17 protein-coding genes are annotated in these 13,525 nt (G+C 60.5%); 4 read left to right on the plus strand and 13 right to left on the minus strand.

Annotated elements, in window-relative coordinates; all coding sequences use genetic code 11:
• Positions 1 to 185: 185 nt before the first annotated feature.
• The gene (locus SIC17_RS11640) at positions 186 to 1,628 is read left to right on the plus strand and encodes a sigma-54-dependent transcriptional regulator (RefSeq protein ID WP_412545461.1); all 1,443 of its coding nucleotides are present in this window, start codon (positions 186 to 188) and stop codon (positions 1,626 to 1,628) included.
• A gap of 69 nt (positions 1,629 to 1,697) precedes the next feature.
• Here the strand turns inward: SIC17_RS11640 and SIC17_RS11645 are convergent, their stop codons facing one another.
• Positions 1,698 to 2,168: an ASCH domain-containing protein gene (locus SIC17_RS11645; protein ID WP_412545462.1), complete on the minus strand. Its 471-nt coding sequence runs from the start codon at positions 2,166 to 2,168 to the stop codon at positions 1,698 to 1,700.
• 9 nt (positions 2,169 to 2,177) lie between these two features.
• On the opposite strand from SIC17_RS11645, the gene ppk2 reads away from it, so the two are divergent.
• Positions 2,178 to 2,972 carry a polyphosphate kinase 2 gene (ppk2, locus tag SIC17_RS11650; protein ID WP_412545463.1) on the plus strand — a complete coding sequence of 265 codons (795 nt, stop codon included), beginning with the start codon at positions 2,178 to 2,180 and terminating at the stop codon, positions 2,970 to 2,972.
• On the opposite strand, the gene SIC17_RS11655 is transcribed toward ppk2, so the two are convergent.
• From SIC17_RS11655 to SIC17_RS11680, 6 genes are all read right to left on the minus strand, one after another.
• Positions 2,969 to 3,430 (minus strand): hypothetical protein, encoded by a 462-nt coding sequence (locus SIC17_RS11655; RefSeq protein ID WP_291891998.1) that lies wholly within the window; start codon positions 3,428 to 3,430, stop codon positions 2,969 to 2,971. The two genes, ppk2 and SIC17_RS11655, sit on opposite strands and share 4 nt — an antisense overlap.
• A 156-nt stretch (positions 3,431 to 3,586) precedes the next feature.
• Complete coding sequence (locus SIC17_RS11660; protein ID WP_291892000.1) at positions 3,587 to 4,036, minus strand: hypothetical protein; 450 nt, start codon at positions 4,034 to 4,036, stop codon at positions 3,587 to 3,589.
• Between the two features lie 7 nt (positions 4,037 to 4,043).
• Positions 4,044 to 4,472, minus strand: coding sequence for a nuclear transport factor 2 family protein (locus tag SIC17_RS11665; RefSeq protein ID WP_291892003.1), 429 nt, complete (start codon positions 4,470 to 4,472; stop codon positions 4,044 to 4,046).
• Between the two features lie 82 nt (positions 4,473 to 4,554).
• On the minus strand, positions 4,555 to 4,842 hold the full coding sequence (locus tag SIC17_RS11670) for a DUF2312 domain-containing protein (RefSeq protein ID WP_412545464.1): 288 nt from the start codon (positions 4,840 to 4,842) through the stop codon (positions 4,555 to 4,557).
• An 88-nt stretch (positions 4,843 to 4,930) separates the two neighbouring features.
• Positions 4,931 to 5,863 (minus strand): alpha/beta fold hydrolase, encoded by a 933-nt coding sequence (locus SIC17_RS11675; RefSeq protein WP_412545465.1) that lies wholly within the window; start codon positions 5,861 to 5,863, stop codon positions 4,931 to 4,933.
• Positions 5,864 to 5,866: 3 nt separating this feature from the next.
• A complete protein-coding gene (locus tag SIC17_RS11680; protein ID WP_291892010.1) occupies positions 5,867 to 6,430 on the minus strand; it encodes a hypothetical protein in 564 nt (187 codons plus the stop codon).
• Between the two features lie 193 nt (positions 6,431 to 6,623).
• Here SIC17_RS11680 and SIC17_RS11685 point away from each other — a divergent pair, with 193 nt between their 5' ends.
• Positions 6,624 to 7,541 carry a fatty acid desaturase family protein gene (locus tag SIC17_RS11685; protein ID WP_291892013.1) on the plus strand — a complete coding sequence of 306 codons (918 nt, stop codon included), beginning with the start codon at positions 6,624 to 6,626 and terminating at the stop codon, positions 7,539 to 7,541.
• Between the two features lie 21 nt (positions 7,542 to 7,562).
• Here the strand turns inward: SIC17_RS11685 and SIC17_RS11690 are convergent, their stop codons facing one another.
• The 5 genes from SIC17_RS11690 to SIC17_RS11710 form a co-directional block, all read right to left on the minus strand.
• On the minus strand, positions 7,563 to 8,627 hold the full coding sequence (locus SIC17_RS11690; RefSeq protein WP_291892015.1) for an acyl-CoA dehydrogenase family protein: 1,065 nt from the start codon (positions 8,625 to 8,627) through the stop codon (positions 7,563 to 7,565).
• 4 nt (positions 8,628 to 8,631) lie between these two features.
• On the minus strand, positions 8,632 to 9,810 hold the full coding sequence (locus SIC17_RS11695) for an acyl-CoA dehydrogenase family protein (RefSeq protein WP_412545466.1): 1,179 nt from the start codon (positions 9,808 to 9,810) through the stop codon (positions 8,632 to 8,634).
• A 143-nt stretch (positions 9,811 to 9,953) separates the two neighbouring features.
• A complete protein-coding gene (locus SIC17_RS11700) occupies positions 9,954 to 10,559 on the minus strand; it encodes an HAD family hydrolase (RefSeq protein ID WP_291892019.1) in 606 nt (201 codons plus the stop codon).
• Positions 10,560 to 10,650: 91 nt separating this feature from the next.
• Positions 10,651 to 10,776, minus strand: coding sequence for a type B 50S ribosomal protein L36 (gene ykgO / locus SIC17_RS11705; RefSeq protein ID WP_011644457.1), 126 nt, complete (start codon positions 10,774 to 10,776; stop codon positions 10,651 to 10,653).
• A gap of 67 nt (positions 10,777 to 10,843) precedes the next feature.
• Entirely contained in the window at positions 10,844 to 11,395 is a 552-nt protein-coding gene (locus SIC17_RS11710) for a TetR/AcrR family transcriptional regulator (RefSeq protein ID WP_291892021.1), read from the minus strand.
• A 152-nt stretch (positions 11,396 to 11,547) separates the two neighbouring features.
• Between SIC17_RS11710 and SIC17_RS11715 the strand changes: the two genes are divergently transcribed.
• Positions 11,548 to 12,495 (plus strand): oxidoreductase, encoded by a 948-nt coding sequence (locus SIC17_RS11715; RefSeq protein ID WP_412545467.1) that lies wholly within the window; start codon positions 11,548 to 11,550, stop codon positions 12,493 to 12,495.
• A gap of 37 nt (positions 12,496 to 12,532) precedes the next feature.
• Here the strand turns inward: SIC17_RS11715 and SIC17_RS11720 are convergent, their stop codons facing one another.
• Entirely contained in the window at positions 12,533 to 13,519 is a 987-nt protein-coding gene (locus SIC17_RS11720; RefSeq protein ID WP_412545468.1) for an SDH family Clp fold serine proteinase, read from the minus strand.
• Positions 13,520 to 13,525: the final 6 nt, after the last annotated feature.

Here is a 13,525-nt window from a genome sequence, read left to right on the forward strand (position 1 = left end):
CTGTGGCTAGCTGAGGTGAGCATATCACAACAACGCCCTGAGTCTTATGCTTAACCCTTCGTTGCCGACGCTTTCACGCGATTTTTAGACAAGTGTCCCATAACGGTTCGCATAGACGCCCCGTCAGCGATGGCGGTGAGGCCAAAGGCCCGGCGAGAATATAAGCGACCGAAAAGGCGTGGGTGATGGTGAAATCTGTTCTGATCGTCGATGACGATCCGACACAACGCCGCCTGTTACAGGCGGTGATCGAAAAGCAGGGTTTCAGGGCCGAGACCGCTGAAAGCGGCGAGGATGCCCTGGACCGCATCGCATCCGGGGGAGTTGATGTGATGCTGCTCGATCTGATCATGCCGGGAATGGACGGCATGGAGACGCTCGAGGCTGTTCAGCACAAACAACCGGATCTCCCTGTTATTGTCCTGACTGCTTCCGGCGGTATCGAGACAGTTGTTGCGGCCATGCGCGGCGGCGCGGCAGACTTCTTCGTCAAGCCGGCCAGCCCCGAACGGATCACGGTATCCATCCGTAATGCACTGAAGGTCCAGAACCTGTCCGGTGAGGTGAAACGCCTGACCAAGAAGGTCGAGGGTCGTCTCGGTTTCTCCGACATGATTGCCGGTGCACCGGCCATGCAACAGGTTGTGCGCCTGGGCGAGCGTGCAGCACAGTCGGACATTCCGATCCTCATCACCGGTGAGAGTGGTGTGGGCAAGGAGCTGGTTGCGCAATCGATCATGGCGGCAAGCAAACGGGCCGGAGAGCCCTTTGTTGCGGTGAACTGCGGTGCGATCCCGGAGAATCTGGTGGAGTCGACGCTTTTCGGTCACGAAAAGGGCGCGTTCACAGGGGCTGTGGGCAAACACGCAGGCAAATTCCAGGAAGCCGATGGTGGCACGTTATTCCTGGACGAGATCGGCGAACTGCCGCTGGACATGCAGGTCAAGCTGTTGCGGGCCCTGCAGGAAGGCGAGGTCGACCCGGTCGGTTCCAAACGCCCTGTAAAGGTCAATGTGCGGATCATCTCTGCAACCAACCGGGACCTGGCCGAACAGGTCGCCGCGGGCCAGTTCCGTGAAGATCTCTTCTATCGTCTGAATGTGTTCCCGATCGAGGTGCCCTCGCTGCAGGAACGCAAGGAAGATGTACCGGCCCTGGTTCGGCATTTCATCGGTCGTTTCAATGCCCAGGAGGACAAGTCGATCCTGGATGCGGCGCCGGAAACGCACGCGCTTCTGTCCAGCTATGACTGGCCCGGCAATGTGCGCCAGCTGGAGAATTCGGTGTTCCGGGCGGTCGTGCTCGCGGACAGTGATTATCTCAAGCCGGAGGACTTCCCGCAGATTTCCGGACTGACGCCGTCTATCGAGGCAGACGGTCCGGTCGGCGCGGTAGATGTGCTCGCTGAAGTGGTCGCAGGGGGCTCAGCGCCGGTGGAGATCATGGATGATGGCGGTCATCTGCGATCACTGGAAGACATCGAGCGCGATCTCATCGAGTTCGCTATCGAGAATTATGCCGGTCGAATGAGCGAGGTTGCCCGCCGGCTGGGTGTGGGACGCTCGACGCTTTATCGCAAGGTTCGCGAATACGACCTGGACGTGGATGGCGTTCGCGCCACGGGTTGATCCACGACGCACATCGGGGGATGTGAAGGCCGGTGATCGGGGGATCGCCGGCCTTTGTCGTTTGCTGTGTCAGCGCTCGGGGACCCAGGCCAGCTCGAACCGCTCATAGACCGCGTCCATGTCGGTGGAGAAGGTGAAACCCTCGCGCTCGGCCTCGCGCTGCCAGAAGGCGCAATGGCCCTGCATCCAGTCTTCCAGCGTTCGATCACCTTCACCCTCGTCCCAGGCGAATTGGGCATCGGTGTCACGGACCGGCTTGATCTCGACCGATGTGATCCGCAGCACACAGCGCGGCTCATCTCTGCCATCGAGCACGATCGCCAGATTGCCCACGCGCGGCAGCTCGCTGTCGGCATCCGGGCCGAGATACCAGCGGGCGAGGGAACAGGTGGCGCGTTTCTGGCCGATAAGTATCAGGCCCAACAGCTCGTCCGCCATTTCAGGGCTGTCGCCAAAGGCGGAGATGTCCTGCGGCCGGTCGGCGGTTTCGCCCGTCGCTGCCTTGAAACTCTCCCAGAATGTGCGCTGTCCAGGTGTCATGTCTGCCCCTTGCCCAAACGTGCATATACCCATGATAGTAGCGGCATGAACAAGGATGAATACCGCGCTCATCTGCATGACTTGCAGATCGAGCTGGTGGCCATGCAGCGCCATCTCATCGCTGGTAATCACCGCTTGCTGATCCTGCTGGAGGGGCGTGATGCGGCCGGCAAGGGCGGCTTGATCAAGCGCATCACCGAACATCTCAGCCCGCGCGAAACCCGGGTGATTGCCCTGGGTAAGCCGAACGCACGGGATCGTGGCAGCTGGTATTTCCAGCGTTACGTCCCGCATTCGCCCAGCGCCGGAGAGTGCGTGATTTTCAACCGCTCCTGGTACAACCGGGCAGGCGTGGAGCCGGTGATGGGGTTCTGCACACGCGAGGAGCGTGACAGTTTCCTCGATCAGGTCGTGCCTTTCGAGCGCATGCAGGTCGAGGCCGGAACGACGCTTCTGAAATACTATCTCGACATTTCGCGCGAGGAGCAGGCAGCGAGGCTGGAAGCACGCCAGAGTGATCCGCTGAAGACCTGGAAGACCAGCCCGATCGATGCCGTCGCGCTGCAGAAATACGACGCCTATACCGTTGCGCGTGACCACATGCTTCAGTGCAGTGACCACGAACACGGGCGCTGGGGCATTGTCCGGGCTGACAACAAACACGAAGCGCGGATCAATGTGATCCGGGATATTCTGCGATCCGTTCCACACCCCGGACCGATCCGTGAGGACCAGGCATCGGACCGCGATATCGTCTTCCGCTTCCGTCCGAACATGCTGACGAACGGCTCTCTGGCGCGCTAGTGGATGGCGGTGGGCGCGTGATCGAGGCGCGCCGTGTCGCCAGCTGTCGGTGCGTGACGGTCCACCCAACTCGAATAAACCGGGCGCAGGGCTGATTCCTTCTTGAACAGGACCAGAAGGCGGCGGCGTAGGCGGTGAACCGTCAGCTCTATCATGTCGGCATCAGGCGTGTCCGCCTGCATGCTGAGCTCGAGATAAGAGCGCAACACCTCGATGCGCTCGATCAGGCCATAGAGCTTGAAATCGAGATGGCGGATATAGTCGCGTGTCGCCGGATCTTCCAGCAGGGGCGAATAGATCAGCTCGCTCTTCAGCTCGGCCGTCGTGTTGAGTTCACGCATGGCTGACTGCAGCGCGTCGCGCCCGCCCTGCGTGCCCAGACCGTGATCCAGAGCCTCGTCGAGCCGGTCGATAATTCCGGTTTCGAGGCTTTGCAGCATCGCAATTTGTTTCAGCATCTGCGGGTCTCCGATGGGCACTTCGCCTTACCAGCTGTGCCGATCCCTCGCGCTCACAAAACGGTGACAAGTTTAATAGAAATTGAAACCTGAGTCATGTCGCATACCTGATGGCAGCTAAGAGTAGTATTGTCTGCGCGTACACGTGTTTTTGCGTCAGTCCTTCAACTTCCCGCCTTCGATTATGACGGGCTTGAAGCCGGTCGCGGGTGGTGGAGAATTTTTGACGTGGGCGTCCGAAGCAGGCAGGTCCTCTACAGGCGCATCCTCATTGATATCGCGATCGCGTGAGGAATGCGTCGGCGTCTTGCGCTTGAAACCATTGCCGCGGGACATGGGTTTGCGGCCCTTGCCCTTGGCCTTCTTCTCGATTTCGCGGAGTTTTACCGACTGGCGGCCGGACAGCGCATCGTCGAGATTGCCCTTGTCCGGATCATTGAAGGCGGAGCCGAATTTCTCGAGGCGCTCTTCCAGCGATCCGAGAAACTCGTCTTCCCACTCGGATAATTGCGTATCGTCGGCATCGGACTCCGCGGCCGCGCGCTTGGCGCGGGCCAGGCGCCGGAGCGCCTTGCGGGTCTTCTTGTCGTCGATCTCGCGGGGCATACCGCCTCTAGTGCCAAGCAAAAGCCTTGGCGATGATCTTCCACTGGCCATCGATCTTGTAAAGCAGGAACATGTCGTCGACGAAACGACCATCTGCCCAGTCGATGGTGATGTGCGCGTAGGCGACTGAGCCCTCGGCGACATTGATGTCGTGGAAAGTGACCGTCCGCTCTGGCATGGCTCGACCGAAGCGGGCAGCGAAATCGCCCAGATTCATCGTGTCGACCCGCTCGCCTTCGTCATCATTGCGATAGATGAACATCTTGCCGGTTTCCGTATGGAAAGCCTCGCGAGCCAGGTCGGAACTGCCAGTATTGCCGGCATTGAAATAGGCCATGACCGCGGCGCGCACGCCTTCGATATCGGCGTCATCCTGCGCGAAGGCCACCGAAGTGGTCGCGACCATGAGTGTGAGTGCAGCCAGTAGCTGTCGCATGATTATCTCCTATCCCGTTAGCCCCGGTGGGCAAACTAGAGGTCAAGGAGCCGCGGCTGAACTCACTTTCGCGTCAGAGCGTCTAGCTCTCCACAGCGCCGAGATAGAGTTCCAGCAGGGCTTCGGTTTCCTGGCGCTCGCGGGCATCAACCTTGCGCAGGGTGATCACCTTGCGCAGGATCTTGGTGTCGAACCCCATGGATTTGGCTTCCGCATAGACTTCCTTCATGTCGGCCATGACATTGGCCTTGTCTTCTTCCAGACGTTCGATACGCGCCACGAAAGCCTTGATCTGCTCGCGAGCTGCGCCGCCAATGCTGTCAGACTGGTCGATGGAGCCGGTTTCGGGTACGGAATCGGTGAAAGCCATGTCGGAACCTCGTTAGGAATGGGTTCGCGAAACTAGGCGCTGGCGCGGCCGTTCTCAAGCCGTCGCGGCACAAGAATCAGCAGGCCTGTCAGCCCGCCCGCACATCGGCAATGGCGGCGGCCACGGCATCTTGTTGATGATGGTGCAGATTATGACCCGCGCCCTTGATCCAGCGCAGCTCGGCATTCTTCATCCGGCTGGCCGTCAGGCCGGAATGGCGATGGCTCCACAGGACCGTATCGCCTTTGCCCGCGAGGAAAATCGTGCGGTGTTCGACCTTGTGATAGTGCGGCTCCTGCTGTTCCAGATGCCGGTTCACATCCGCCATGTCGCGGGCATTGGCGAGCCAGTTCGGCTTGCGCAGGAGGAGGGCAAGACTCGTTGTCTCGGCATAGCCCTCCGGAACCGGTTCGGGATGGAAGGCGTTCACGGCGCCCGAGCGCAATTGCGGCTTGCCGGTTAGGGGAACGAGCAGGCGGGTGAAAAGCGGTCCGATGACGGGCCAGAAACTCGCCTTGTTGAACCAGGCCGCGTCACCGATCCACGCACCCAGAGCCGGGGCGATGAGCACCAGGCCGCTGATCCGTTCGGGATGGTCCAGCGCGAGGCGCATCGAGATTGCTCCACCCCAGGAATGGCCGATGACCAGCGCCCGGTCGATTTCCAGTGTGTCCAGCAGGCGGGTGATCAGGGCAGCTTCCGCGCGCGGAGACCATTCAGCATCGGGACGATCACTCCAGCCCAGCCCCGGACGGTCCAGCCACAGGACATGCTCGTCCTTCAGCGTGTCCGCGAGGGCGAGGAAGGGTTCCTCCATGTTCGACGCAGCGCCATGCAGGACCAGGATCGGCTCCCTGTCGCTCGCTCCGGTCTGGCGCATATGCAGACGTGTGCCGTCGACCTCGACAAATTCGCCGGCGGGCGGATGGTCGGCCTCAATTCTGGTCTGGATGGAATTGGCGATGATTAAGCCGGCGATCAGGGCCAGCAAAAATCCGCCTGCCAGGACTGCACCCAGCACGGTCTAGAGTGCCCGTCCGGACAGCGCCGCCGCCAGGCGGTCGCGGGCTTCTACAGCCGGGGTGAAGGCCGGGAAGATGGCGAGAGTTTCCTCATAAGCTTCCAGCGCGGCATCCCATTCCTCGGCCTGTTCAAGGACCTGGCCGATGGAGAAATAGGCGTCATACCGGCGTGGCTCGATGGTCAGCGCGGTGTTGACCGTTTCCAGCGCAAAGGCCCAGTCCTCGAAGGCGATCGCCACACGGCCGGAGGCGAGCCAGCCTTCGGCATAGTCCGGAGCCAGGCGATTGACGTGGTCATACATGCGCGCGGCGATGTCATCATTTCCGGCGACCTCAGCCGCAAAACCACGGTCCATCAACAGCTGGATGGTGTCGGAACCGGAATGCGCCCACAGCGCATGGATTTCGTCGATGAGTGGCGCGGCGGCGCGTTCATCCGCTGATGCCAGCGCGTCCAGGCGTTCTCCGAGGCGTTCATCCGCCGTCTGGAAGGGCACACTGGGCTCGATCTGAACCGTGTCGACATCCTGCCAGAGCAGGGCCAGGCTGGCTAAAAGCGGAATCATGCGAGTGAGGATAGCCGAGCAAGCCCTGACGTCCAGTCATCCTCCCAGAAGATTGAAGAGATTTAAGGGGGCGGCGCGTTTGGCGATTTGAACCGCCCGACATTGAAAGCGACACGCCAGACCCGGTTTTACGAACACAGCCAATGCCACGGGTGGTGTTGCGCCATTAAATGAACGGTGTTTATATAATGCCATGACAGGTCGCATCATCAATGAAAAACACGAGGCTAGGGCGTTGACGCCTGAGGTCGCCTGGCCAACGCTCGGGTTCCTGGCTGTGCTGGTCACAGTGCACTGGAGCATGATCTGGTTGGTCCTGTCCGGCGCCGTCGTGCTGGGTTGGCTGATCCTGCCGCTCGGATTCACAAGTTATGCTCACTACACGCTGGTGCATGAATGTGTGCACGGGAATATCGTCCGCGACCGGCGGTTTGCCTGGGTGCATACTCTGATCGGCTGGTACGGCTCGCTGATGCTGTTTTCAACCTGGCCCCTGCTGGAGCGCACGCATAAACATCACCATTCCTTTGTGAATACCGAGCGCGATCCCGACCTTTATGTAAAGCTCAGTTTCCCACGCCTGTTGCTGCGCAATCTGATCTCTACCCTGCTTCAGCCAATACCGATCCTGATCCTGAAGCTGGTCTTCCGGGACCGTTCGCTGGCGCGCGGTTATGTCAATGCAGACCAGATCATGACGCGTTCTGAGAAGACCCAGCACCACATCGCCAACTGGCTGATGTGTATCGCAGTCTGGTGGCTGGCAGTTGGCGGCTTTGGCTGGGTTTTTGTCGGGTTGGTCTATGGCATGGTCTTCATCGCCATGAACATGCTGATCATCATGTTCCAGTGGTTGCCACATCACCCGTTCAGCGAAACGGGCCGCTATTCAGCGACCCGCAATATCGGCTTCACCAGCTGGAACTATCTATTCCTCTGGCAGAACTGGCACCTGATGCATCATCTCTGGCCGTCCGTGCCCTTCTACAACTATCAGCGCCTGTACAATCGCCTCCAGCCCGTGCTGGAAGAAAAGGGCGCGCGTCATCATGAAGGCCTGGTCCCGGCACACGGTCCCATCGTGACTGAGAGCGAGACGGCGGCGGAGTAGCCTCCGCCGGCCCGCGGCTGCCTAGGCGCTTTCCAGCTCCATAACCGCACGCAACTGGTCTTCTGCGTCGCCCAGCTGGGCGTCCAGCATCGTCAGACGCTTGGCGTAGTGTGAGGCAGCGTATTCCCAGGTCATGCCGATACCGCCATGCATCTGGATGGCCTCTTCCGCGACCAGTTTGCCGGCGCGTCCGATGAGGTTCTTGGCGCGGGCGATGTGCAGCGCGCGGTCTTCGGCGTCGAGCCGGGCGCTGGCCAGGATGACGATGGAGCGGGCCTGTTCGATCTCGATCGAGAAATCGACCAACCGGTGTTGCAGAGCCTGGAACATGGCAATCGGGCGTCCGAATTGCTGGCGCTGCATCAGGTAGTCCTTCACCGTGTCGCGCAGCACATCCATGATGCCGACGGCCTCGGCGCACAGGGCCAGGCGACCTGCGTCGAGTGCCGCGTTGATTGCGTCCGCAGCGTCGTCGGAGATCAGCTTTGCCGACGTATTGTCGAGCACGATCTCGGCCGCGCCGCCGCCATCGATCATAGCGTAGGAGAGGATCTCCGCGTCCGCTGCTGCGACCTCATAGAGACCGAACTTGCCTGCGGCGGTCCTCGCGACCACAAGCAGGTGATCGGCGCTGTTACCGCCATAGACCACCGTCTTGCGGCCGGACAGCTTGTCACCGCCCGTCATCGCGATGTCGTCCAGCGTCGAGAAGGCATCGGTTTCCCAGACGGCCAGCGCAGCGCGTTCACTGCCGCCAATGATGGCATCAACCCGCTCCGACTGTCCAAAGGCTGCATAGAGGCGCAGGGCCATCAGATTGGCCAGCATGGGCTCCGCGCACAGGCCGCGGCCCAGTTCCTCGAACACAACGGCGATGTCGAAGCCGTCGCCGCCGAACCCGCCATCGGCTTCGGAAACGAGTGCGCCGAGAATGCCCAGTTCCGCCAGCTCGGCCCATTTGGACGCATCGTGATAGGGCGCCTCATAAGCAATCTTGTTGCGGAATTCGTTGTCGTATTGTTCAGCGAGATAGCGGCGCAGGCTATCGGAGATCATGCGCCGGTCTTCGGTGTGATTGAAATCCATTGCCCTAACCCATGAACAGTTCTTTGGTGATGATATTGCGCTGGATCTCGTTGGACCCACCGAAGATGGAAAGCTTGCGGTTGTTGAAATAGCTTGCCGCATTGTTCGCCGCTTCCGGCGGGGCGACGGCCAGATTGCCCAGTACTTCCTCGGACGGGAAGGGGCAGGCAGCCGGGCCCAGCGCGCGTCGAGCCAGGTCATTGATGGCCTGTCGGATCACCGTGCCCTTAACCTTCAACATTGATGACACCGTGCCCATGGCACCACCACCGGACAGCATACGCAGATTGGTGATGCGCATGGCTTCCAGATCGATTTCGATCTCGGCAACGCGGGACATGAAGATGGGATCCTCGGCCAGCGGTTTGCCGCGACGCTTGAGCTTTTTGGCCAGGGCTCTCAGCTCGATCAGCGCCTGGGTGGAATAGCCGACGCCGGCGATGCCCGTGCGCTCATGGGTGAGCAGGTATTTGGCGATCGTCCAGCCCTGGTTTTCCTCACCCACCATGTTTGAGGCGGGCACGCGTACGTCGGTGAAGAAGACCTCATTGACCTCGTAACCACCCTCGAGCAGGCGGATCGGGCGCATTTCAATGCCGGGCGTATCGATGTCGACGAGGATAAAGGAAATGCCTTCCTGCGGCTTGCCCTCGGTCGAGGTGCGCACCAGGCAGAAGATCTTGTCCGCGTGTTGGCCCAACGTGGTCCAGGTTTTCTGGCCATTGATGATGTAGTCATCACCGTCACGGATGGCGCGGGTCTTCAGGCTGGCGAGGTCCGAACCGGCACCCGGCTCGGAATAGCCCTGACACCACCAGTCCGTGCCATCCAGAATACGCGGCAGGATCGTGGCCTTTTGCTCTTCCGTACCGAATTTCAGCAGGACAGGGCCCAGCATGCCGACACCAAAGGGCACGACTGTGGGGGCATTGGCGAGCGAGCGTTCCTCATCAAAGATGTGCCGCTGAGTGGCATTCCATCCCGGGCCACCGTGTTCAACCGGCCAGGTCGCTGCCAGCCAGTTGCGGCTCTGCAGGATGGCGTGCCACTGCTCGATATCTTCCTTGGTGAACTCGAGCCCGTTACGCACCTTGGTGGTCAGCTCTTCCGGCAGGTTATCCTTCAGGAATTGCCGGACTTCCGCGCGGAAAGCCTCTTCTTCCGGGGTGAAGTTGAGATCCATCGTCTCCTCCTTATCGACAGCACTGTTTGTGCCGGGCTGCAGGGGTTGGGTCCACCGGTCAGCCTGTATGAAGGGGATAATGGGGCAAAATCAGAGAAAGTGAACCGGAAACTTACCTTGACGTCCACGTCAATTTGCACGGGTCAGAGCAGGCCGTGGGTGCGGAGGTCGTTGTGCAGCTTGTCGCCATCGATGAACTGTTCGGCCAGGAAGCCGTGCGCGCGTGCCGCCTCGACGTTTTTCATCCGATCATCAAAGAACAGAACTTCGCCGGGTTCATGCGGCAGGCGCTCTGCCGTGACGGTGTAGATCCTCGGGTCCGGTTTCACCACGCCTTCGTGGGCAGAGACGACAACGTCTCGCATGCGGGACATGGAGGGGAAGCTCTCCACCACCCAGTCGATCCATTCCGCCGGCATATTGGTCAGCGCATATTGCGGGACGTCACGGGCATGAAGCGCTTCGATGGCTTCCGGCGTGCCGGGCAGGGTGCCGGTGACCATGTCAGCAAGGCCGGTTTCCCAGAGGCGGATCTGTTCTTCGTAGTGGGGATATTGCTCGATCAGGCCGATGCGATTCTCGGCCATGGGCACGCCGCGATCATGGTGCACGTGCCACTCCATATTGCAGACATTGTCGAGGAAGTGCCGGAGCTCGGCCTCATCGTCGAAATGCTGCCGGTAAAGCTGGGCGGGTTGCCAGTCGATCAGCACATTGCCCAGGTCCCACAATACGGCTTTGACGGTCATCGCCTGCTCCAGAAACAACAATCCCGCGCACTTGAAGTGCACGGGTTTGTGTTCGTCAACCGCCGCGAGGCGGAATTCGATAATCGCTGGACTAGCCTGCGCGAGCCTTGAAGCGCGGATCGGTCTTGTTGATTACATAGACACGGCCGCGGCGCTTCACGACCTGGCAATCGCGGTGACGGTTTTTCAGCGACTTGATCGAGCTGCGGACTTTCATCGTTCGGCCTTGGACTTCACTTCAAGTTAATAAGGAGCGAGGTGGATACAGGCCTGCCGGTGTGGTGTCAATGGGCCAGATGCGCTTGATCCAGGCCGAACGCGGTCAACACACGCCGCATCCCGCTTTCATACTCGGCATGGTCCTGCGCCTTGTAGAGAAGACCGTAGGACGCCGCAAAGAGTGCGTAGGTCACATCGGCGGCAGCCAGCTCCGGCTTTTCAGCTTCGAGGCGCAGCTCGAAGGCCTTGCGCAGACTGGCTTCCAGCGTCTTGATCGGGCTGTCAGCAGAGTGGTCTGTCATCGCAAGGACCTCGCCGGAATGCGGCGATGATCGCATCGGCTCGACATGCTGTCCTACCCACTGGTCAAGCGCCTGATAAAGCCGCTCGCCCAGCGTCATGCCATCGGCTGTCAGGGCCGCGAGGGCGGCGTGCGTGGATGCCTCCACCAGTGACTTGGTCACGCGTTCGAGAATCGCTTCCTTCGAGCCATACTTCTTGTAGAGCGCCTGGCGTGACACGCCCATGGCCCGGGCGAGATCCTCCATGGAGGTTTTCTTGAAGCCGTAGCGCAGGAATGTCTGGAAGGCTGGGATGAGTTGTTCGTTATCAAACATGGTTCAATATTGACAAAATAGATCTATTTTGTAAACCTTGTCTCTTCGGGCGCTGCTTCAGCTGCGTCCCTCCGAAACGCTTTTGCGGAGTCCGGCACAGATTCAACGCGATTTGCGGCAAACGCAAACCGCCCCGATTTGAGGAGCCTTCCATGGCTAAACATATTTCCGATCTTGGAGTTCGTGACTGGCGACCCGAGCGGCTTCCAGACCTGACCGGGAAAATCCATTTCATCACGGGTGGCAATTCGGGTCTGGGGCTCGAGACCGCCAAGATGCTGGCTGAGAAAAACGCCGATATCATCTTTGCAGCGCGCAATCCGGACAAGGCAGAGCAAGCCGCCGAGATCGTCCGTCCTCTGGGCACGGGCTTTGTTGAAACCGCTGAGCTGGATCTGGCCAGTCTCGACTCGGTCCGTGCCTGTGCAGAGGACATGCGGACTCGGTTTCCCGAGCTGGACAGCATTATCAACAATGCGGGGATCATGCAGACGCCGCAATCGGAGACTGCCGAGGGGTTCGAGCTGCAGTTCGGCACCAATCATCTTGGCCATTTCCTGCTCAATGCCCTGATGGTCGATATGCTGGAGGCGCGTTCTGGGCGGATTGTTGTCGTCAGCTCCATCGCCCACAAATACGGTCAGCTGAATTTCGATGACCTCATGCATCGCGACGGATACACGCCGACCAAGGCCTATACCCAGAGCAAGCTGGCCAATCTGGTGTACGCCTTCGAGCTGGATCGTACCCTGGCGGCTTCGGACAGCAAGGTGACCGCCTATGCCTGTCACCCCGGCTATTCCAATACCAATCTGCAATCGACCGGGCCGCGCAGTTTCTGGCGCCCGCTCTACAAGATCCTCAACCCACTGCTGGCCCAGGACGCCGCCCAGGGTGCCATACCGACCGTTCTGGCCGCGGCTGGAGAAGAAGCCAAACGCGGTGCCTATTACGGCCCGCAGAGCATGAGCGAGGCCCGCGGCCGTGTCAGCGATGCCCTGGTGGCAGATCAGGCACTGGACGAAAACGCAGCCGCCCGATTGTCGCGCGAAAGCGAGACGTTGACCGGTATGCGCTGGCTGCAGCCGGCGCCGGCTTAGATTTCATCCGCGCCATCGAATGAGCGTCGTAAACCGCCTAGCGAAACACGTCGCGTCCAAGTCGGAAGCCGTTGCGGTCGCGCGGCAGCTGCGGGGCCTTGGCCGGGTCGATTTTCTCGCCGTCTTCGGCGTTGAACATCGACACAATCAGGAAGGGTTCGTCCTTGGGTGGCGGTTGGCAGATGCCGTAACAGGCGTCCGGCATGTTGGTGCGCACCTTGAGGCCGAAGCCCTTCGCCTCGTCCGGCAGGATCGGATAGTCGTGATTGCGGCCACCTCCGATCAGATCGTCGGTCAGCGAGCAGGTACCGTCCTGCTTGTGGGCGTCATTGACGTACTCGCAGGCAAAACGCCGCGCTTCCTTCATCGCCTGTTTGGCCATCTTGGACAGAACCAGCATCTCGTCTGAGATGCGATCGGCCGACTTGTCGCTCGGCAGTTCAGCGAGATAGTGCGCCGGCAGCCAGCTGTATTGCGGATCAATCGGTCCCAGCACGGCGCTCGGCCCCATCACGATCTCGTCACAGGCCAGAGCAATCATGGTTCCGGCCGACTTGGCGCGATAGGGAACATAGGCTGTTTTCGGGCCCTTGTGGTTTAGCAGGGCGTGCAGGATCTGCTGGGTCGCGGAGCTGATGCCGCCCGGCGTATGCAGAACCACATCAATCTTGGCGTCAGGTCCCGCCTTGCGCAGCGTGTCGATGACCTCGACGGCCGTGTCGTGGTCAACGTATTCGTCCGGATCGTGGTGAACAATCTTGATCACGGTGCTCTGGCGGGCAGTGGAAAACTCCGCGACCTTGCGTTCGACCCCCAGCTTGTAGGCCTCGTAGGGCGAGATGTCCGCCGCGGGGCCACCGGGAGGTATGCCGGCATCATTGCGCACGACGCCGTCCTGCTGGCCATCCTTTGCGCGGCCATCACGCATGCGTTGCTGCAGCGCCAGAGCGCCAGCCACAAGACCGCCGATCGAGGCGATGCCGCCCCAGCCAACCAGGCCAATGCCTGTTACCAAACCCACCATCGGGTA

It is taken from the genome of Maricaulis sp. MIT060901, from assembly GCF_047123815.1.
Taxonomy (GTDB): Bacteria; Pseudomonadota; Alphaproteobacteria; order Caulobacterales; family Maricaulaceae; genus Maricaulis.

What these genes read in the sequence shown, in the direction of transcription:
- SIC17_RS11640 (WP_412545461.1), top strand. Translation starts at nt 186, where the DNA reads ATGGTGAAATCTGTTCTGATCGTCGATGACGATCCGACACAACGCCGC.
- SIC17_RS11645 (WP_412545462.1), bottom strand. Translation starts at nt 2,168, where the DNA reads ATGACACCTGGACAGCGCACATTCTGGGAGAGTTTCAAGGCAGCGACG.
- SIC17_RS11655 (WP_291891998.1), bottom strand. Translation starts at nt 3,430, where the DNA reads ATGCTGAAACAAATTGCGATGCTGCAAAGCCTCGAAACCGGAATTATC.
- SIC17_RS11660 (WP_291892000.1), bottom strand. Translation starts at nt 4,036, where the DNA reads ATGCCCCGCGAGATCGACGACAAGAAGACCCGCAAGGCGCTCCGGCGC.
- SIC17_RS11665 (WP_291892003.1), bottom strand. Translation starts at nt 4,472, where the DNA reads ATGCGACAGCTACTGGCTGCACTCACACTCATGGTCGCGACCACTTCG.
- SIC17_RS11670 (WP_412545464.1), bottom strand. Translation starts at nt 4,842, where the DNA reads ATGGCTTTCACCGATTCCGTACCCGAAACCGGCTCCATCGACCAGTCT.
- SIC17_RS11680 (WP_291892010.1), bottom strand. Translation starts at nt 6,430, where the DNA reads ATGATTCCGCTTTTAGCCAGCCTGGCCCTGCTCTGGCAGGATGTCGAC.
- SIC17_RS11685 (WP_291892013.1), top strand. Translation starts at nt 6,624, where the DNA reads ATGACAGGTCGCATCATCAATGAAAAACACGAGGCTAGGGCGTTGACG.
- SIC17_RS11690 (WP_291892015.1), bottom strand. Translation starts at nt 8,627, where the DNA reads ATGGATTTCAATCACACCGAAGACCGGCGCATGATCTCCGATAGCCTG.
- SIC17_RS11695 (WP_412545466.1), bottom strand. Translation starts at nt 9,810, where the DNA reads ATGGATCTCAACTTCACCCCGGAAGAAGAGGCTTTCCGCGCGGAAGTC.
- SIC17_RS11700 (WP_291892019.1), bottom strand. Translation starts at nt 10,559, where the DNA reads ATGACCGTCAAAGCCGTATTGTGGGACCTGGGCAATGTGCTGATCGAC.
- ykgO (WP_011644457.1), bottom strand. Translation starts at nt 10,776, where the DNA reads ATGAAAGTCCGCAGCTCGATCAAGTCGCTGAAAAACCGTCACCGCGAT.
- SIC17_RS11710 (WP_291892021.1), bottom strand. Translation starts at nt 11,395, where the DNA reads ATGTTTGATAACGAACAACTCATCCCAGCCTTCCAGACATTCCTGCGC.
- SIC17_RS11715 (WP_412545467.1), top strand. Translation starts at nt 11,548, where the DNA reads ATGGCTAAACATATTTCCGATCTTGGAGTTCGTGACTGGCGACCCGAG.
- SIC17_RS11720 (WP_412545468.1), bottom strand. Translation starts at nt 13,519, where the DNA reads ATGGTGGGTTTGGTAACAGGCATTGGCCTGGTTGGCTGGGGCGGCATC.